Annotated in this window: 17 protein-coding genes; 14 read left to right on the top strand and 3 right to left on the bottom strand. The window is 38.7% G+C overall.

What is annotated here, in order from left to right:
• Positions 1-74: 74 nt before the first annotated feature.
• From GMJ66_RS16310 to GMJ66_RS16300, 4 genes are all read left to right on the top strand, one after another.
• Positions 75-1,586, top strand: a complete 1,512-nt coding sequence (locus tag GMJ66_RS16310; protein ID WP_156291381.1) for a CoA-acylating methylmalonate-semialdehyde dehydrogenase — start codon at positions 75-77, stop codon at positions 1,584-1,586.
• A gap of 114 nt (positions 1,587-1,700) precedes the next feature.
• Positions 1,701-1,826 (top strand): hypothetical protein, encoded by a 126-nt coding sequence (locus GMJ66_RS20955; protein WP_269321885.1) that lies wholly within the window; start codon positions 1,701-1,703, stop codon positions 1,824-1,826.
• A gap of 25 nt (positions 1,827-1,851) precedes the next feature.
• Positions 1,852-3,420 (top strand): sodium/proline symporter, encoded by a 1,569-nt coding sequence (locus GMJ66_RS16305; protein ID WP_156291380.1) that lies wholly within the window; start codon positions 1,852-1,854, stop codon positions 3,418-3,420.
• A complete protein-coding gene (locus GMJ66_RS16300; RefSeq protein WP_156291379.1) occupies positions 3,407-3,904 on the top strand; it encodes a hypothetical protein in 498 nt (165 codons plus the stop codon). The genes GMJ66_RS16305 and GMJ66_RS16300 overlap by 14 nt, the downstream gene beginning before the upstream one ends.
• A 44-nt stretch (positions 3,905-3,948) precedes the next feature.
• Here GMJ66_RS16300 and GMJ66_RS16295 read toward each other — a convergent pair whose 3' ends face one another.
• Positions 3,949-4,428, bottom strand: a complete 480-nt coding sequence (locus tag GMJ66_RS16295; RefSeq protein ID WP_156291378.1) for a helix-turn-helix domain-containing protein — start codon at positions 4,426-4,428, stop codon at positions 3,949-3,951.
• Positions 4,429-4,527: 99 nt separating this feature from the next.
• Between GMJ66_RS16295 and GMJ66_RS16290 the strand changes: the two genes are divergently transcribed.
• A complete protein-coding gene (locus GMJ66_RS16290; RefSeq protein ID WP_156291377.1) occupies positions 4,528-5,118 on the top strand; it encodes a vWA domain-containing protein in 591 nt (196 codons plus the stop codon).
• 47 nt (positions 5,119-5,165) lie between these two features.
• Entirely contained in the window at positions 5,166-5,792 is a 627-nt protein-coding gene (locus GMJ66_RS16285; RefSeq protein WP_156291376.1) for a DUF4352 domain-containing protein, read from the top strand.
• Between the two features lie 334 nt (positions 5,793-6,126).
• On the opposite strand, the gene GMJ66_RS16280 is transcribed toward GMJ66_RS16285, so the two are convergent.
• Positions 6,127-6,342, bottom strand: a complete 216-nt coding sequence (locus GMJ66_RS16280) for a hypothetical protein (protein ID WP_156291375.1) — start codon at positions 6,340-6,342, stop codon at positions 6,127-6,129.
• Between the two features lie 337 nt (positions 6,343-6,679).
• On the opposite strand from GMJ66_RS16280, the gene GMJ66_RS16275 reads away from it, so the two are divergent.
• From GMJ66_RS16275 to GMJ66_RS16250, 6 genes are all read left to right on the top strand, one after another.
• Positions 6,680-7,666, top strand: coding sequence for a formylglycine-generating enzyme family protein (locus tag GMJ66_RS16275; protein WP_407939241.1), 987 nt, complete (start codon positions 6,680-6,682; stop codon positions 7,664-7,666).
• A gap of 40 nt (positions 7,667-7,706) precedes the next feature.
• Positions 7,707-10,022, top strand: coding sequence for an arylsulfatase (locus GMJ66_RS16270; protein ID WP_407939240.1), 2,316 nt, complete (start codon positions 7,707-7,709; stop codon positions 10,020-10,022).
• Positions 10,023-10,221: 199 nt separating this feature from the next.
• Positions 10,222-12,114 (top strand): XylR N-terminal domain-containing protein, encoded by a 1,893-nt coding sequence (locus tag GMJ66_RS16265; RefSeq protein ID WP_197046747.1) that lies wholly within the window; start codon positions 10,222-10,224, stop codon positions 12,112-12,114.
• Positions 12,115-12,404: 290 nt separating this feature from the next.
• Entirely contained in the window at positions 12,405-13,919 is a 1,515-nt protein-coding gene (locus GMJ66_RS16260; RefSeq protein ID WP_156291372.1) for a 4-hydroxyphenylacetate 3-hydroxylase family protein, read from the top strand.
• A gap of 23 nt (positions 13,920-13,942) precedes the next feature.
• Entirely contained in the window at positions 13,943-14,422 is a 480-nt protein-coding gene (locus GMJ66_RS16255) for a flavin reductase family protein (RefSeq protein ID WP_156291371.1), read from the top strand.
• Positions 14,423-14,647: 225 nt separating this feature from the next.
• Positions 14,648-15,631, top strand: a complete 984-nt coding sequence (locus GMJ66_RS16250; protein ID WP_156291370.1) for a catechol 2,3-dioxygenase — start codon at positions 14,648-14,650, stop codon at positions 15,629-15,631.
• A gap of 197 nt (positions 15,632-15,828) precedes the next feature.
• Here GMJ66_RS16250 and GMJ66_RS16240 read toward each other — a convergent pair whose 3' ends face one another.
• Positions 15,829-16,608 carry an IclR family transcriptional regulator gene (locus GMJ66_RS16240; protein ID WP_156291368.1) on the bottom strand — a complete coding sequence of 260 codons (780 nt, stop codon included), beginning with the start codon at positions 16,606-16,608 and terminating at the stop codon, positions 15,829-15,831.
• A 146-nt stretch (positions 16,609-16,754) separates the two neighbouring features.
• On the opposite strand from GMJ66_RS16240, the gene GMJ66_RS16235 reads away from it, so the two are divergent.
• Both GMJ66_RS16235 and dmpG read left to right on the top strand, forming a co-directional pair.
• Positions 16,755-17,669: an acetaldehyde dehydrogenase (acetylating) gene (locus GMJ66_RS16235; protein WP_156291367.1), complete on the top strand. Its 915-nt coding sequence runs from the start codon at positions 16,755-16,757 to the stop codon at positions 17,667-17,669.
• Positions 17,666-18,679, top strand: a complete 1,014-nt coding sequence (gene dmpG / locus GMJ66_RS16230; protein ID WP_156291366.1) for a 4-hydroxy-2-oxovalerate aldolase — start codon at positions 17,666-17,668, stop codon at positions 18,677-18,679. Before GMJ66_RS16235 ends, dmpG begins: the two co-directional genes overlap by 4 nt.
• The last annotated feature ends 117 nt before the right edge of the window (positions 18,680-18,796 follow it).

Below are 18,796 nucleotides of genomic sequence, written 5' to 3'. Positions count from 1 at the left end.
GGAAGGTTCATTTTATAAAGGAAGGAATAGCTTGCAGAGTATAGGACAAATATAAAAAAGGAGGGTTTCTTTACATGGAGACCGTGGCATTAGGAACAATCACGCATTATATCAATGGTGAAAAAGTAAAGGGAAATAGTGAACGATTCGGTTATGTGTACAGTCCTTCAACAGGTCAAAAAATCGCAACCGTTCCCTATGCGACTGCAGACGAGGTAGACGAAACGATTCAGCTGGCGAAAAGAGCATTTGTGGAATGGAGCAGAACATCTGTAGGAAAGAGAGTAGAAGTCCTTCATAGATTTAGGCAATTACTTGTAAAATATACCGAAGAACTAGCAAGGATTATTGGCAAGGAAAATGGAAAAACCATTTCTGATGCAAGGGGAGAGATTAGTAGAGGAATCGAATCTGTGGATTTGGCTATCGGAGCTCCTCATATTTTAAAAGGAGAATACTCAGAAAATGTTGGTGGGGATATTAATGCATATTCCATTAAACAACCGCTTGGAGTAGTTACTTGTATTTCGCCATTTAATTTCCCTGCTATGGTCCCGCTTGCAATGAGTACGATGGCCGTAGCTGTTGGGAATTGCATGATTTTAAAACCATCGGAGAAGGTACCATATTCTGCGTTATTTATTTCAGAGCTTTGGGAAAAGGCTGGATTACCTGCAGGTGTATGGAATGTAGTGAATGGGGATAAAGATACGGTTCAGGCACTTATTACTCATAAAGATATCCAGGCAATTAGTTTTGTAGGTTCTACGAAAGTAGCGAAAATCATCTATGAAACTGGTACGAATCATCATAAAAGAGTGACAGCATTTGGCGGAGGAAAGAACCATATGGTCATTATGCCAGATGCAAATATCGATAGGGCGGTAGACTCTTTTATCGGTGCAGCCTATGGATCCGCATCACAAAGATGTATGGCGATATCTGTGGCGATGCCTGTCGGAAAGGAAACAGCACGGGCTTTTACACAAAAGTTAAAAGAAAAAGTAGAAAACTTAAAAACCGGTGCTTTTGATGATGAACATGCTGACTTTGGTGCCGTCATCAGTGCAGAAGCAAAGCAAATTATATTAAAAGCAATAGAGGAAGCTGTAAACGAAGGGGCAAATATTGTAGTCGATGGTAGAAATCCTGATGTGGATAATCAAGATGGATTCTATCTCGGTGCCACTCTTTTGGATAACGTAACATCAGAAATGAACATATATAAGGAGGAAGTATTTGGTCCTGCACGGGTTATTGTTTCTGTTGATACGTTAGATGATGCTATTCAATTTATCAATGAGCATCAGTATGGGAATGGGGTGGCTATCTTCACAAATAGTGGCCGTGATTCACGAAAATTTACGCAGGAGATTCAAGTGGGAATGGTTGGAGTGAATGTACCAATTCCAATCCCTGTCGGCTACCACAATTTCGGGGGGTGGAAAGGTTCGCGGATTGGTGAAGGGCAGATGTTTGGTCCGGATACAGCAAGGTTCTTTACTAAAATAAAAACAGTATCAGAAAGATGGTTCGATTCGACTGGTACAGAAAGTGAAACGAATTTTGATTTTCCAAGTAGCTAAACAAGGGGTCAAAAATGGCCCTTTGTATACTAAACTAGGTGTAGTGTACAAGAAGGAACAATTATATGTAAGCGATTTCGGAGCTTGGTTAATTAATACAAAGGTGGTGAATAAATGTTTAATCTTCCGGCTGAGACATTTTGGCTATTAGTACCATGGCCATTTATTTGGTTAGGATTAGGGATATTTATGTATTTTAAGCTAAGGAGAGAGGATATATACGAAGAAGAAAGTAAATAGGGGTTAGAAAAAAGGGGTTGGAAATATGAATCTGGATATGATTATATTTGTTATTTATATGCTGGGATTATTGGCACTTGGTATATCCTTTTCCAGGAAAGTGAACAAGTCAGTAGATGATTACATCCTTGGAGGAAGAAGTCTGGGACCAGCAGTAACGGCTTTAACGATGCAAAGTACTTCTATGAGTGGGTATATGTTTATGGGAGGGCCCGCTCTTGCATTCCAGCAAGGATGGTACGCCATATGGTATGCTATCGGGGATGCAGGTGGTTCGATTATTAATTTATCGGTTTTGGGGAAAAGAATGAGAAGAATGTCGGAATTATTAGGAGCACTTTCTCCAATTGAATATCTTGAAAAGAGGTATGAAAGTGTCGCTGTAAAAGTGGTTGCTTCTTTGATTTCCATTGTATTCCTATCTGCATATGTGTTTGCACAATTTATTGCAGCTGGTAAGGCATTGGAAAGTTTAACAGGTTTTAATTATGAACTTGCCTTGATTTTAGGGATTGGTGTAATTATTGCGTATACCGTTACCGGAGGATATCTTGCCGTTGTTTGGACGGATTTTGTACAAGGTATAATTATGGTACTTGGAATTACTGGAATAATGGTAATGGGACTTATTCATATCGGTGGTTTATCCGGATTAAATGAGAGCTTAGCTGCGATTGATCCTACTTACTTGAGTATTTGGGGCAAGGACTTAGCATATTACGGGCAATGGGGAATGGTGCTAGGAGCCATTTTAATATATGCCATCACCTATATGGGATTGCCACATGTGGTCGTACGCCACATGTCCATGAAAAGTACCAAAACGGTTAAAGGAGCAGTCCTCGTATCATCTATTTGGAACCAGATTTTTGTTTTCGCACCATATGTTTTAGGTTTTGTTGGAATTGTTATGCTGCCGAATCTGTCTGATCCGGAAATGGTTATTCCTACTCTTGCCTATACTTTTTTTCCTGGTGTTATCGCTGCAATTTTGCTATCGGCACTTATGGCAGCTATTATGTCGACGTCTGATTCAATTTTGATGCAGACTGGGACGATTCTATCACGGGATATCTATCAGCGTTTTATTAATAAGGAGGCAAGCCAGGCTAAGGTGGTCCTAGTTTCCCGTTTATGTGTTCTCGCTGTTGGTGTCGTTGGCGTTATTGTAGCAATCTATCAACCTCCTACTATTTTTGCGTTGGTTATATTTGCTTCTGGCGTTCTTGGTAATAGTTTTATCGTTCCATATATTGCTTCCGTTTATTCCACGAAAGCAAACAAGGTTGGTGTATTGTGTTCAATGATAGCTGGTGCTGGGACAAACATAATTTGGACGGTTGGAGCATTAGATACGGTAACTGGAATTCATCCATTTTTAGCAGGGGTCATTTTCTCTATAGCAGGTATGTTAGTTGGTAATAGGTTTGGTAATCCTCCTTCTGATGAAATGCAGGCATTGGTAGAAAAAGCAAAAGGTCCAAGGCAAATTCCTAAGAATATAAATAAGAGTATTTCCTTTGACTTAAGTCCCGAAGCGAAAAATATTTCTACCCATCTTCAATCGGTGAGGTTAAACAATGTTGAAAATTAAAGCTCAGGATATTTTCTATTCAAAAGAAACAGTGGTGCATTCACTAAGTAAGGTAGAACAAAATCTGAATTTTACAGTAGAAAGTCTTGTTTATTATCCATATATGTTTTATGAGTTTTCTTTTCAAAGGAAAAATCCGATATCTCCTTTAAAGGGGAAGGTTGGATGTACGGTTGATGGTGTAAGTGGAGTACCAGCCTTAACAGATAAAAAACCGGAATTTTTGAATTCCAACATATCTAAGGAGAGATTAGTCCCCATTCAGTTAGATGAACAAAAGGCCAGGGATACTGCAGAAGAGTTTTTATATCGAACTATTTCTAAGAAAATAAAGGTAATCTCTACACCAAATATTTCCCTTAAAGATTACGAATTATTTTATTGGCCATATTGGGTGGTGAATGGTAATAAAGGAGAGGAAAATTTATTTACTTTAATCGTTGATTCGATTACCGGGAAATATCATCCATTAAATGTGGAGTGATTAAAAGGAGCAATCCGATTGTTGGGTTGCTCTTTTTTTCTTGTTTACCCCATCAACGGCTCTAAACTAAAATAATCCAACGCTTCATTAACATCGTGAATATTCGTTATTCTTTTTTCCAAACAATATTGGATAACTAAATCACTCGTATCGCTGTTCGTCAAGGAGTATCCGGCAGCGTGTAGGAGTTCGTCGGTTTCTTCTCTGTCCAGTTCCAGGGCAAATGCGAGTGCAATCAGCGTATTTTTCTTCGGGAGGTAGTTTCTGCTGCTGCGAATCTTGGAAAAATGCCTGCGATCGATTCCTGCTCGTTTATATACTTCCGGATCCCTAAGTCCAGACCGATCAATAAACTCAAATAATACCTGCTGAAATTCTGGTTCCCGGTTGTTTTCAATGAAGTCCTCTAATTCCATTTCTTTTGTTACGTATTCAGCATCTACTGACTCATACAGTGAATAAATTTCTATCTGATGAAGTTCTATGTATCTTTCTATTTCTTTTATAATCTGCTGATCTAACATCATCCATACCTCCAGGAAAATGTCGCTTGGCAGGCGACCAAATGGGGAAATGATTACATTATGATTATAGCATAACGAATATACGAGAGGGTGGTTGTGATGAATAGTGAACGAACAGAGATTATCTTTTTGATTGACCGAAGTGGTTCAATGTCAGGGCTTGAGGAATTTACCATTCGCGGGTTTAACTCCATGATGAAACATCAATGTCAACTTCCAGGTAAAACGATGCTTACTACCGTGCTGTTTGATGATCAGTATGAGGTATTATGGGATGGAGTGGATGCTCAAACGGTAGTATTAACGGAAAAGGAATACTATGTCAGAGGAAAAACTGCCTTATTGGATGCTATAGGAAAAACGATTTTAGACGTAGGATACAGGTTGTCAAAAACAAGTGAGGAACAAAGACCTGGAAATGTAATATTTGTCATTACGACAGATGGATTGGAAAATGCAAGCCAGGAGTTTACTTATGAAAAGGTGAGGAATCTCATTAATCATCAGCAGGAAAAGTATCATTGGGAATTCATCTTTTTGGGTGCAAATATTGATACAGTGAAGGAAGCCGGCAGTATCGGTATTGATATAGAAAATGCATACAGCTATGAAACTTCGTATGATGGGGTGGAAAAAATGTACAGCATAGCTGACGAAGCGATATCGGCGAGTAGAGCCTTAGTAGATTAAAAAGGGAAACAATAGGTTAAAAAAAAGCAATAAAAGGGGAGAGCGAAATGAGTAAGGAAAAAGTTAAAAAACCATTTTACAGGAAAATATGGGTGTGGGTAGTAGTATTAATTATTGTTATTGCTATAGCTAGTGGAGGCAATACAGATACGGAAACTGCCAGCACAGACGAAGAAGCAAATTCAGAGCAGAATAAAAATAGCAGTCAGGAAACAGCAGATAACGAAGAAACGTCAGAGGAAATCACTTCTGCAAAAATCGGGGAGCCTGCAATGATTGCTGACGTTACATTTACTGTTAATGAAATAGAGGAAACGAATGAAATAGACAGTGGGAATGAGTTTATAGAGAATGCGGAAACAGATGGAAAGTTCATCGTTCTGGACGTGACCGTTCAAAATGACAAGAGTGAATCCATTACGATTGATTCCAGTTATTTTAAAATTATTACAGGTAATAATGTTGAATACGATCCAGTTACTTCTGGGGAAGTTATGATGGCGATGGGGGATGACATGAATGACTTCTTCCTGGAGCAGATTAATCCTGGACTCTCTAAATCTGGGAAAGTTGTGTTTGAAGTTGGGGCAGATGTGGATTTACCTAACGCTGTTATGAAAGCTCAAACTGGATTTTGGGGGACGGAGTCGATTGAGATAGATTTAGGTGAATAGGTTTGGAGGGCGTTTCCTTTTGGGAGCGTCTTTTAGTTTACCTTTTAGGTTCTTATTTATGGAAATCACACTTAAAGGGAAGAGTAGGTAAGAAAAATGCAGTAGCGAAATAAGTTATGCCTTCATCTTCCCTTCATGGATATTGAGATAAAATGAAGGCAAAACCTTCCTTCATAATATTGGGAATAATAGCAGGCTGGAATTTAAGGTTGCTCCTTGATTAGTTGGTGAAGTTTTCTCTCATGCTGGGTAGTTTTGGTTAGTAGAAAATCGACTGTTTCTTTAGTTTCAGTTAGTTCAACGCGCAATCCGTCTTGCTTTTTTCCTAATCGATCTAATTGCTCATCAACATTTGCGAAACCTTCATCCATTTTTGTTCCAGGTTACCAATCCTGGCTTCTAGGCTGCTAATTCTACCACCCAATTTGGTTTCTAGATTATTAATCTGACTCTCTAAATCGGAATTCATATTATCCAGCTTTTGGTCAATTTTGTCTGAATAGAGTTTAAATGCATTTAGGATTTCTTTTAACATGGTTTCTTGTTCCATATTTTCACCTCCCTTTGGAATTTAGTATAAATAAATGCTGATAGTTTTGAAAGGGAAATAAACGCTTAAATTAGCAAGTAGAATATCCTAATATGGAGGAACGTTTATTTGGAAATATGATAAATTCAAATAATCTTAACAATAATAGGGCTATTGGCTTATTTTTATAAAAATTCTATTTTCATTCCACATACCGGGACAAATAACTTTCTCAAAACACAAAATTTTTCTAAAATTAAATTCAAATAAGTGTTGGGTGGCAATAAATGAAAGCGCTACCTATAAATCTGCTATGTATAGAGATCTACTAGATATATTAAAAACAAAAAGGAGGGTGATTCAAATCGGACATCATAAGACATCAGATTGCTGCGACGTGAGTCGGAGTGACGTCGAGCAAAAATACGATGATATAACACAAAACTTAGACTTCAAAGAAAGCAATCCATCATCTGTAAAAGTAGAATCAGGTAATAATCACATTTATATTCCAGGTGGAAGTTTTTTTATGGGCACGAAAGATAAAGAAGGATACCCAGAAGATGGGGAGGGGCCGGTTAGAAAAGTTACAGTGGACCCATTCTATATGGATGCTCATACCGTTACGAATGCTGAGTTCCAGAAATTTGTCCAGGATACCGGTTATAATACAGATTCAGAACGATTTGGTTGGTCCTTTGTATTCTATTTATTTGTTAGTAACCGAACAAAAAGAAAAGTGAAACAAGTTGTGAGACAGACTCCCTGGTGGCTTGTCGTGCAAGGTGCATCATGGAGACATCCAGAAGGACTTGATTCAAATATTGAGAATAGAATGGATCACCCAGTTGTCCATGTTTCTTGGAATGATGCTCAAGCGTATTGCAAATGGGCTGGGAAAAGACTACCGACAGAAGCAGAATGGGAGTTTGCGGCTCGTGGTGGGCATGAGCATAAGAAATATCCGTGGGGGGATGAACTCAGCCCAAATGGCGAACATCTTTGTAATGTTTGGCAAGGAGAATTTCCTAAAACAAATACGGAAGAAGATGGCTATAAAGGTACAGCACCGGTCAAGTCTTTTCCGCCAAATGGGTATGGTCTGTACAATGTCGTGGGGAATGTTTGGGAATGGTGCTCAGATTGGTTCGCAAAAAGTATACGTGATCGTGGTGGAAGGAATAATCCAAAAGGACCGAAATCAGGAGAATTTCGTGTGATGCGGGGAGGCTCCTATCTTTGCCACGACTCCTATTGTAACCGTTACCGAGTAGCAGCACGGTCAAAGAATACTCCAGATAGTGCATCAGGAAATATTGGTTTTCGCTGTGTGACGGATGTCTAAATCTTTAATGTTATGAATCTATAATATGAAAAGGAGGAAGATGATATTGGAATATAGAAAAAAAGAAGAAAAGCCCTGGTCGAAATATGTGAAGAAATTTTCTATGTTTGGTACGGCTGCCTTAGCAGCAACCGTATTATTAGGGGGATGTCAAGCACAATCAAAAGAAGTAGATGCAGCTCAGGAAAATGGGAAAACCCAAAATCAAGCAATGGTAGATGAAAAAACGAATGTCATGTATATCGTGCTGGATGATGCTGGTTTCTCTGATTTGGGTAGCTTTGGTTCTGAAATAAGCACCCCGAATATCGATGCATTAGCAGAGAATGGCTTAAAGTATAATAACTTTCATACATCTCCGGTTTGTTCTCCAACACGTGCTTCCTTATTAACAGGAAGAAATAATCACGCTGTTGGTATGGGAAATGTATCGAATTTTGATTTTGGAGAGGAAAATCCAAGCCGGAGAGGAAGAATTTCTGAAGAAGCTGGTTTTGTAACAGAAGTACTTGGAGAAAATGGATATGCCAACTATGGGGTTGGGAAATGGCATATTTCACCAACCGCAGAAATTACTCCAGCTGGGCCGTTTGATACATGGCCACTTGGGAGAGGTTTTCATAAGTATTATGGAAATTTAGAAGACTCGTCTGATCAGTTCCGGCCAGAACTATTTAGGGATAATAGCCCGATACCTTTGCCTGACGTAGAGAACTATCACTATTCAAAAGATATCGTTCTAAATGCGAGACAATATATTACCGATCATGTTTCTGTTCGTCCAGATGATCCATTCTTTTTGTATCTTGGTTTTGGGGCACAACATATGCCACATCAAGTACCTGAGGAATACATTGAAATGTATGAAGGGAAGTATGATCAAGGCTGGGATGTGATTAGGGAGCAGCGATTTGAAAAACAGAAAGAACTAGGAATTATACCAGAAGATGCAGAACTTGCACCGCGAGAAGAAGGAGTAGAAGAATGGGATAGCTTAAGTGACGACGAAAAGAAAGTGTATGCAAGATTTATGGAGACATACGCAGGGTTTTTAACACACACGGATGAACAAGTTGGAAAGTTAATAGAGACCTTGGAGGAAACAGGAGAATTGGATAATACAATGATTGTGTTTATCTCAGATAACGGTGCGACCTTCTCAGGTGGACCACATGGAGCAACGAATCAATCCCTTGCTTATAATCAGATTGTCGCAGATTTCGAGTCTGTAAAAGAAGATTTTAATGAAATTGGTGGAGAATGGACGAGTAGTGACTACCCACAAGGTTGGTCCCAAGTAAGTAATACCCCATTTGCGAAATTTAAAGGTACAACACATGCAGGTGGAATCCGCACACCAATGATTGTGCACTGGCCAAATGGGATTGAGGCGAAAGATGAAATTAGAACACAGTTTACCCATGTTAGTGATATCACGGCAACCGTGTATGATGTTCTAGGAATTGATGTACCAGAAACGTTAAATGGTGTTGAACAATTGGAAGTGACAGGAGTCAGTTTTGCAGAAACATTTGACAATCCGGATGCTGAGACGGGCAAGGATACACAATACTTTGAACATAGTGGAAAACGTACCATTTATCATGATGGATGGAAAGCGGTTTCCGTTCATGAGCCTGGTACTGATTTTGAAGATGATGAGTGGCAACTCTACCATTTGGAAGAAGATTTCTCGGAATTAAACAATGTGGCAGAGGAACATCCGGAAAAAGTAGAGGAACTTATTAAAATTTGGCATGAAGAAGCAGAAAAGAATAATGTATTCCCAATGTCAGAGAAATTCTTAGAAGGTCTGGCAAATGTACCAGCTGATAACATTAGAGCAAGAAAATCGTTTACGTATTATCCGGAAATGTCACATTTAGGTGAATCAGCTGCACCACTTACATTAGATCGTAATCATGAAATCACCATCCCAATTGATTTTGAAAAAGGAGATAAAGGGATTCTATTAGCCCTGGGTAATGATAAGAGTGGATATACGTTCTATGTAGAAGGGAATAGCCTTCATTACGAGTATCACAATGGTAATGAGAGATTCACGATTACGTCAGATAAGAGGTTAGAAAAGGGTGAGAATGTCATTACATTTGTTTTTGAAAATACGGGTGAGAATCTAGGGATAGGAACATTGTTCATTAACGACGAACCGGTTGGAAATACGGAAATAAAAACATTACCACTAAAAGTTTCATTTGAAGGGCTGGATATTGGAGAAGACTTACTATACCCTGTAAGCCCGGAATATGCGGATAAGGGATCTTTCCCATTCACAGGTGAAATCGAAAAAGTACAATATGAATTTGAAGAAGCTGCTCATATTGCTTTTGAATAAAAACAGCCATAGGGACAGGGTCCACTGTCCCGTTTATTTGAATGAAAAAGTACCTGTCCCTATGGTCTTCCTCAAAACGATAAATAGTATGTTTATTAGGAATAGTCTGTTATAATATAAATACTTGATTAGTCCGTAAAAATGTAAACGATTACAATTACCTAGTATGAAAGAACTATTTATAAGGAGTGAGGGATATTTGAAGGGAAACAAATACCTCGAGGAACAGGATAATTTAGAGTTTAAGGGTGATGGACTTATTTATCAGGGGGACAGCAGAATAACGTTAGTCCCAACTACTTCTTTCGGTATTTTAAGAAAAGATTTATATCTTAATATTGGAAAGGAAAGGGCAAAAGGCTTTTTAACTCGTTATGGCTTTGATCTTGGTCGAAAAGATGCAAAGGTCATATTAGAAAAATACAAAAACGAATCGACGGAAATGATTATTAAAAAGGGGCCCGTCTATCATCAGTTGCAAGGTCATGCCATTTCAAAAATCACCAATTTAAAAGTAGAACATCATGGGGATAAAGTATCTATTTTTGTCGAAGGGGAATGGGAGCATTCTTATGAGGCAAAGGAACATATGGAACAATTTGGTGCATCGGAGGAACCTGTCTGTTATACATTAGTTGGATACGCGAGCGGTTATCTTACAGAGGTGTGTAATCAAAGAGTATTGTTTAAGGAAATATCTTGTGTTGGAAAAGGGAATGAAATATGCAAATGGGTTGGAAGAACGGTTGATTACTGGACAGATGAAATGAGTGATGAACTCAAAGTATACAAAGAGGAACCTATTTTAAAGGAATTAGAATTAACATATGAAAAATTACTGGAAGAACGCAATCATTTAAAAAACGTTTCAATCATTCATAGCAAATTAACAGAAGAAATTTTAAAAGGGAAAGACTTGGACGCAATTATGGAAAACGTTTATCGTTTAACGAATACAGCTATCTTGATTGAGAGTAAAGAACTAAAGCCTGTCGCTTCTGGTGGGGTCTCAACAGAAAAATTGGAAGAGATGAACCAACTATTTATACAGTATGTTCAGTCTAACGGATGGAAGACAAAATCTCTCCATCAAACAACAACGATAAATTTGGGCGAACATTCCCGTGTCGTAACTCCAATATTTCTTCAAGGAAAAACAATTGGATACTGTTCGTTTTTATGTGAAGAATCTGCGAAAGCGAATTTCAGATTTCTGCAAATGATTATTGAACGAATTGCATCGATCAGTGCACTATATCTATTAAATAAAAAGACAGAAGCAGAAGCGGAAGAAAGGATGAGGGGACGATTTTTAGAACAGATTTTAAATGAAGACTATAGAAAGGAAGAAATCTTACGGCGCAGCAGTTTCGTTGGTTTAGACCTTTTTCAAGCATATTATATAGTGGTGATTGATTTTCAATTTCCTAATAAAGATTACAAAGAAGAATTATCCTTTTTGGAAGAGGTCATGAACCAAACATCCTCTTATTATAAGAAGCAAGGAATACAGGTTCTAATGGGACACCAGTCTAATAAGTTAGTTCTCTTATTTTTAAACAATGAAATAGAGAAAAAGGGAATTCAAGCTACTTGTGCATATTACTTGGATTATCTTTCTAAAACGTATCCTTCTGTTTCCTTTCGTGCTGGGATCAGTATGCAGTCTGATGAAATTGAAAAGGCTTCGGAAAGTTATACAGAAGCACTAACTTCAGTAAGAATGGCAACAAAAGGAAATAATTTAGTAGCATTTCAGTCTTTGGGAATTCTTGGCCCTTTAATCAATAAGAATAACAAGAAAGAAGTGGAAGCAATTGCGACGTACACACTGAAGCCGCTATGCGATGATTTAGAAGACTATAAAAAAATCGAGTTGGTCAAAACCTTGTTTGTGTATTTGCTTAACGGTGGCAATTTAGAACAAACAGCTTCAGATTTAGCATTATCTTTAAGTGGTCTTAGGTATCGAATCGGAAAAATCGAAAAGTTGTTAGAACAGGATATAAGAAATCCGGAAGTATCGTATCAGTTATTATTATCCATTCAAGCGTTAATATCAACAGGCAAGCTAGATTTAGACCATGTTTGAAGCACGAAAGTCTCCTAAATCGAGGCTTTTTTCACGTTAGGAAAATATAAAATTTGATCAAAGAAAAATCGAGTAGCTAACATTTTAAGGTTCTAAGTATAAGAAAAACTGGCCCATTTCCTAACAGACGAGCGAGTGGGCCAGTTTTCTAAAGATTGCAAACTGACATGTGATGTTTAAAAATAACTAATATTCAAACATCACATGTCATTGTTTGTGTAAGCGCTTTTAAATAAAATAAAATTAAGAAATATAAAAATAGTATAAATAAAAACGTAGGAGGCCAAAACATGCTAACAGGTAAAGAATATTTGGAAAGCTTGCGAGATGGTAGAGAAGTTTATTTGAATGGGGAAAAAGTGGAGGATGTAACAACACATCCAGCATTTCGTAATGCTGCTCGTTCCTATGCAAGAATGTATGATGCGCTACATGATCCAGAAGTAAGCAAAAAGTTAGTAACTGAAAATGAATATGGAGATAAAACGCACTGGTTCTTTAAAACGCCAAGAAGTTCAGAGGATTTACTTAAAACAAGAGATGCGATTGCAGAATGGTCGAAGTTGAGCTATGGATTTATGGGCCGTACTCCTGATTATAAGGCTTCGTTTCTTGGTCACTTATATGGTTATGCAGACTATTATAAAGGTTTTGAGGATAATGCAAAAGCCTGGTACAAAAAGGCGTCAAAGGATGTACCTTTTGTTAACCATACCATTATTAATCCACAAGTCGATCGTTCCAAACCTCTACATGAAAACAAGGATGTATTTGTACGTGCGGTGGAAGAAAAAGATAATGGCATTATTGTAAGCGGCGCCAAAATGGTCGGTACATCTGCCCCATTAACCAATTATAACTTCGTAGCGAACTACGGACCTAGAGACCTGGGTGGTGGAGACCAAAGTCATGCACTTATTTTCCTGGTACCGATGAATGCGCCTGGTTTGAAGATGATCAGTCGCCAATCCTTTGAATATAATGCTGCTAAGAATGGAACGCCATTTGATTATCCGCTTTCAAGTCGTTTCGATGAAAATGATGCCGTTATCGTACTAGATAATGTATTCATTCCGTGGGAAGATGTATTAGCTTATAAGAACGTAGATGTATCCAATAATTTTGTGCCTGAAACGGGTTTTGTAAATAGATTCTCCTTCCATGGTGCATCTCGATTAGCTGTAAAACTGGATTTCATGGCCGGATTATTGCTTAAAGCGACAGAGGGTGCTGGTACACAGCAATTTAGAGGGGTGCAGGTTAATATTGGAGAAGTATTGGCACTTCGCAATATGGTATGGAGTCTCACCACAGCGATGGCTAGTGATCCTGACGAAGGAATGAATGGTGTAGCTGTTCCGAATGGGTACGCTGCAAATGCTTATCGTGTACTGGCACCAAATACTTGGGTAAGGGTGAAAAATATCTTTGAACAAGTGGTTGCAGGTGGATTAATTCAGTTACCTTCTAGTTCAAAGGATTTTCTGAATGAAGATTTAAGACCACATATTGATAAATATTATCGTGGAACAGGTATTACCGCGGAAGAACGCGTGAAGTTACTCAAGATGGTTTGGGATGCCATTGGTTCTGAATTTGGAGGCCGTCATGAACTTTATGAGATAAATTATGCCGGCAATACCGAGAATATTAGATTAGAAGCATTAAAACACGCAGAAGCTACTGGCGCAGCGGATGCCTACAAAGGCTTTGCCGAGTCAGCGATGAATGATTATGACTTAAATGGATGGACGAATGATACATGGATTAATCCATCTGAAGTAGCTAATTTAGTCAAACAATAAAATTTCTAAAGGAGGATTTATAAATGGAAGATCGTCAATTTAGAAATGCAATGGGGAATTTCGCAACGGGTGTGAATGTCATTACTACAGAAGTGGATGGGGATGTACATGGAATGACAGCAAATGCATTTATGTCGGTTTCATTAGACCCAAAGCTTGTTGTGATATCAGTTGGGGAAAATGCCAGCATGCTGGAAAAGATTAGAAAAAGTAAAACGTATGCTGTCAACATTCTTTCTAAAGATCAGCAGGAATTATCGATGATATTTGCAGGACAAATCAAAGAAGATAGACATGTCGATTTTGAATGGCTAGCAGATTTACCGGTTATTAAAGGAGCATCCACCCAAATTTCCTGTGAAGTTGTCAATGAACACGTGGAAGGAGATCATACGCTTTTCATAGGGAAAGTAGTAGATTTGAAGCTTAAGGATTGTTCTGATCCGCTAGTTTTCTATAAAGGAAAATATACTTCTTTAGAAAAGTCGGGTGTAGCTATATAATTTTAAGCTAATCATTTGCCTGTGGCTTTTCAGGCAAATGATTAGATATTAACAAATTAACAAATTTTTTCGCCTTTTATAAAAATTCCTAACTTGTCCACTATATAGGGACGAAGTGTTTGAGAATGACTAAATTTACAATATTATATAATTAATTACACCAACGAAAAGATATGGACTGATTGAAAGCGATTACTAAAAAATAATTACAGGGAGGAATTAGTAATGAGTCCGTTCAAAGAACCAATTTTTGATGTAGCCCAATTAGCACATGTGGAGCTTTTGTCACCAAAGCCACAGGAGTCTGTCGAATTTTTCACTAGATTTTTAGGGATGGATGTTACAGCTCGTGAAGGTCAATCTGTATATTTAAAAGCTTATGAGGATACGTATCAGAATACACTTAAAATTACGGAATCGAATGATGCAGGTTTAGGGCATTTAGGGTGGCGTACCCACTCACCACAAGCACTGGAACGTCGTGTGGAAGCGGTAAAGGCAACTGGTTTAGGTCAAGGTTGGATAGATGGAGACATAGGTCATGGTCCAGCATATCAATTCACAACACCTGATGGTCACAAGATGGAGTTACTATTTGACGTGGAATACTATCAACCAAAAGAAGGGGAAAAAACAAGACTATTAAACCGTAATATCAAACGTCCTGATCGCGGTGTACCTGTACGTCGTCTGGACCATATTAATCTGATGACTTCTGATACTGGTAAAAACACTGACTTTATGCTGGATGCACTTGGATTTAGATTAAGAGAGCAAATCCAGGATCAAGGGAAGGTACTTGGAAGTTGGGTGAGTGTTTCCAACTTAGTTCATGAAATCGCCTTCATGCAAGAGCCGAATGAAATTCCGGGTAAATTGCATCACCTATGCTACTGGTATGGAATTCCACAAAATCTATATGATGTTGCGGACCTATTAAAAGATAATGATATCTTTATTGAAGTACCACCAAATAAACATGGGATTAGTCAAGCGTTCTGTATGTATGTACTCGAGCCGGGCGGAAATCGTATTGAACTATTTGGTGATGCTGGATATTTAATCACTGACCCGACTTGGGAACCTGTTATTTGGGAAATGAAAGATACACCTGGATATGGAGATACGTGGATTGGAACAGCATTCCCTGAATCATGGTGGACCCAAGGGACTCCAAGAACTGTTGCAGAACCAGTTAAGTCTAAATAATAAAAGAGAAAGATTTCTTTAAAAGAGTTTTGGCTTTTTTACAAGGTAATAAAGCATAAAAATTGGCCGTAATACTGCCTCTTGCAGGAATGGCCACGTCCAGCTCCAGCGCCCAGCGACTAGCGAGACTTCCTTCACCTCCGTACGTCGCTAAACGGGCGCTTGCGCTTTTGTTAAAGAAATCTTTCATTTACATATTACCGGCTCCAGTAACCAAGTTTTTCAGAAATTAACTCACCAGCACGAATAAGTTCACGTGCGAAAAATTGTATTCTTGGTAAAGTAAAGCGGTTACTTGGACCAACTAGATTAATAGCGGAAATCACTTTCCTGGAATGGTCACGTATAGGGGCAGAAACAGAAGTAACATCTCTTCTAAATTCACCCCTACTAACAGAATATCCTTGTTTACGAATCTTCTCCAGTTCATGAAGAAACGCCTTTCTATCTGTAATCGTGGTGGTAGTGAATTTGGTTAGATCATTACGTAAAAATGAGTCGACAAAATATGGATCACTGTATGCAAGCAAAAGCTTTCCCGAACTTGTGCAATGCGTATGATTATGCAATCCAGAATGAGATCGTAATTTTATGGAGTTCTCACTTTCTACTTTACATAAGTAAACAACATCCATCTTATCCAGGATTGCCAGATGGGACGTTTCCTTATGGGTATGTGCAAGTTTTGTAACGATGGGAAGTGCTTCATGATGGAGGTCAATATTTGCTAAGAAGATGGAACTTAACTCCAGTACAGATAGACCAAGTTCGTATTTATTTGTTTCCTCATTCTTACGTACAAAACCTTGGGATGCGAGTGTCGCTAAAATCCGTTGTACACTGCTTTTTCCAATTCCGAGTTCAGATGCAAGTTCCCGAACACCTTTCTGTGGTTGTTCCATAGTAAAGGCACGCAGTATACGAATGGAATTGTTCACGGACGATAGGATATTTTTAGATTGGTTTTGATCCATCATAACTGTCCTCCTTTTAGAGACAATTATAATTAAAAATTCAGAAAATGTCCATCATAAAGGGACACTTGTATTGTTGGAAATTCCAGCAATTACTAAACTAACTTATAAGGTGATGCTTTGATTATGAGAGGAAGGTGGAAGGTCACATGTCAAAAGTAAAAGTAGCGATACTTGGTTCTGGAAATATAGGAACAGACCTCATGTACAAAATTTTGAAAAATGATGGGGCAATGGAATTATCAATAGTGGCTGGTATTGACCCGGAATCTGAAGGGTTACAGAGAGCAAGAGAAGCCGGGATAGAATCCAGTCATAAGGGAATTGAGGATATTTTAGCTGATCCGGAGATAAAGGTGGTTTTTGATGCAACGAGTGCAAAAGCACATGTTCAAGCTGCTGAACAGTTAAGAGCAGCAGGGAAGATGGCAATCGATTTAACACCTGCAGCAGTAGGACCTTATTTGGTACCACCTGTAAATTTAAATGATCATATCGAAGCGAGAAATGTAAACATGGTATCTTGTGCTGGGCAAGCAACGACACCACTTGTTTATGCAGTCTCCAGAATCGTTCCTGTTCACTATGCGGAAATGATTGCAACGGTGGCTAGTCGTGCGATTGGTCCTGGAACAAGGCAGAATGTCGACGAATTTACAAGAACAACTGCAAATTCTTTAGTTCAAGTAGGTGGAGCGAAAACGGCTAGAGCCATACCCGTATTTAATCCAGCAGAACCTCCAATTACGATGACAAATACGGTTTATGCTGCGATTAAGGAAAAGGATTTTGATGTTTATGCAATTAAGAAATCTATCTATGAAATGATAGAAGAGGTTTCAGAATATGTACCAGGCTACCGTTTGAAAGGAGAACCAATCATTGACTATCGTGATACGCCATGGGGACGCTTACCGGTTGTCGTCATTATGAATGAAGTGGAAGGTGCTGGAGACTTTTTCCCTAAATATGCCGGGAATTTAGATATAATGACGGCCTCAGCCAGAAAAGTTGGGGAATTATATGCCAGTCATTTCTTACAAAAAGAGGGGGTACAAAAGTGAAGATTCCTAGACTGACAGATACTACACTACGAGATGGTTCACATGCGATTAGTTATCGTTTTACGGAACAGCAAGTAATAGATATTGTACGTCGGTTAGATGAAGCTTCCGTTCCCGTGATAGAAGTGAGTCATGGTGCGGGATTAAATGGCTCAACCATCCAACAAGGGTTTTCAACAACTCCAGAATTTGACCTGATTAAAGCAGCGGTTGAGACAGCAAACCAGGCAAAGATTGCTTCCCTGTTTGTTCCGGGAATTGGTACGAGTGAGGAATTAAGAGAAGCGGTAGATATAGGAATTCAAGTGATTCGCGTTGCGGTTCACTGTACCGAAGCAGACGTGACAGAGCAATACATCCGATTAGCTAAAGAATTAGGGATTGAAGCGGTAGGATTCCTCATGATGTCCCACACTCAACCAGCTGAAGTGCTTGTGGAGCAAGCAAAATTAATGGAATCATACGGAGCGGATTGTGTGTATGTAGTGGACTCTGCAGGAGCACTTGTCCCACAAGGTGTACGGGATAGGGTTTCTGCTTTAAAAGAGGTATTATCTATTGAAGTTGGATTCCATGCCCATAATAACTTAGGGTTAGCTATCGGTAATACGGTAGCTGCACTTGAAGCAGGGGCAGATCAAGTGGATGGAACAGTAAGAGCCTTAGGTGCTGGTGCTGGTAATGCTGCTACTGAAGTAATTGTCGCTACCTTAAATAAAATGGAACTGGATACGGGAATAAGTTTAGCTACATTAATGGATTTATCGGAAGAGGTAGTTGCCCCGATCATGCCAGGTCCGATAGTTATTGATCGTGATAACCTATCCAGCGGCTATGCAGGTGTATACAATAGTTTCTTATTACATGTTCGACATGCGGCAGAGAAATTCAATTTAAATCCTACTGAAATTATGGAAGAGTTAGGAAAACGTCAAGCAATTGCAGGTCAAGAGGACTGGATTTTAGATGTCGCCCTGGAGCTTAGTGAGAAGAAGAAGTTAGAGATTTAACTAAATGAAAATTTTATTTCGCATTTTATATAAACATCGGACCACTGAAAAAAGGTTTTATCGCTCATAAACGGGGGAGGAGCGCTCATAGATAAGAATTTCCGCTCATAAAAGGGT

The organism is Oceanobacillus salinisoli, assembly GCF_009733865.1.
In the GTDB taxonomy this organism is placed as follows: Bacteria; Bacillota; Bacilli; order Bacillales; family Amphibacillaceae; genus Oceanobacillus; species Oceanobacillus salinisoli.
This window is presented reverse-complemented; position numbering and strand designations above follow the sequence as displayed.

Excerpts from the sequence above, each read along its gene's own strand:
- GMJ66_RS16310 (WP_156291381.1), top strand. The coding sequence starts at position 75 with ATGGAGACCGTGGCATTAGGAACAATCACGCATTATATCAATGGTGAA.
- GMJ66_RS16250 (WP_156291370.1), top strand. The coding sequence starts at position 14,648 with ATGAGTCCGTTCAAAGAACCAATTTTTGATGTAGCCCAATTAGCACAT.
- GMJ66_RS16300 (WP_156291379.1), top strand. The coding sequence starts at position 3,407 with ATGTTGAAAATTAAAGCTCAGGATATTTTCTATTCAAAAGAAACAGTG.
- GMJ66_RS16255 (WP_156291371.1), top strand. The coding sequence starts at position 13,943 with ATGGAAGATCGTCAATTTAGAAATGCAATGGGGAATTTCGCAACGGGT.
- GMJ66_RS16290 (WP_156291377.1), top strand. The coding sequence starts at position 4,528 with ATGAATAGTGAACGAACAGAGATTATCTTTTTGATTGACCGAAGTGGT.
- GMJ66_RS16260 (WP_156291372.1), top strand. The coding sequence starts at position 12,405 with ATGCTAACAGGTAAAGAATATTTGGAAAGCTTGCGAGATGGTAGAGAA.
- GMJ66_RS16270 (WP_407939240.1), top strand. The coding sequence starts at position 7,707 with ATGATATTGGAATATAGAAAAAAAGAAGAAAAGCCCTGGTCGAAATAT.
- GMJ66_RS16305 (WP_156291380.1), top strand. The coding sequence starts at position 1,852 with ATGAATCTGGATATGATTATATTTGTTATTTATATGCTGGGATTATTG.
- GMJ66_RS16240 (WP_156291368.1), bottom strand. The coding sequence starts at position 16,608 with ATGATGGATCAAAACCAATCTAAAAATATCCTATCGTCCGTGAACAAT.
- GMJ66_RS20955 (WP_269321885.1), top strand. The coding sequence starts at position 1,701 with ATGTTTAATCTTCCGGCTGAGACATTTTGGCTATTAGTACCATGGCCA.
- GMJ66_RS16280 (WP_156291375.1), bottom strand. The coding sequence starts at position 6,342 with ATGGAACAAGAAACCATGTTAAAAGAAATCCTAAATGCATTTAAACTC.
- GMJ66_RS16285 (WP_156291376.1), top strand. The coding sequence starts at position 5,166 with ATGAGTAAGGAAAAAGTTAAAAAACCATTTTACAGGAAAATATGGGTG.
- GMJ66_RS16295 (WP_156291378.1), bottom strand. The coding sequence starts at position 4,428 with ATGTTAGATCAGCAGATTATAAAAGAAATAGAAAGATACATAGAACTT.
- GMJ66_RS16235 (WP_156291367.1), top strand. The coding sequence starts at position 16,755 with ATGTCAAAAGTAAAAGTAGCGATACTTGGTTCTGGAAATATAGGAACA.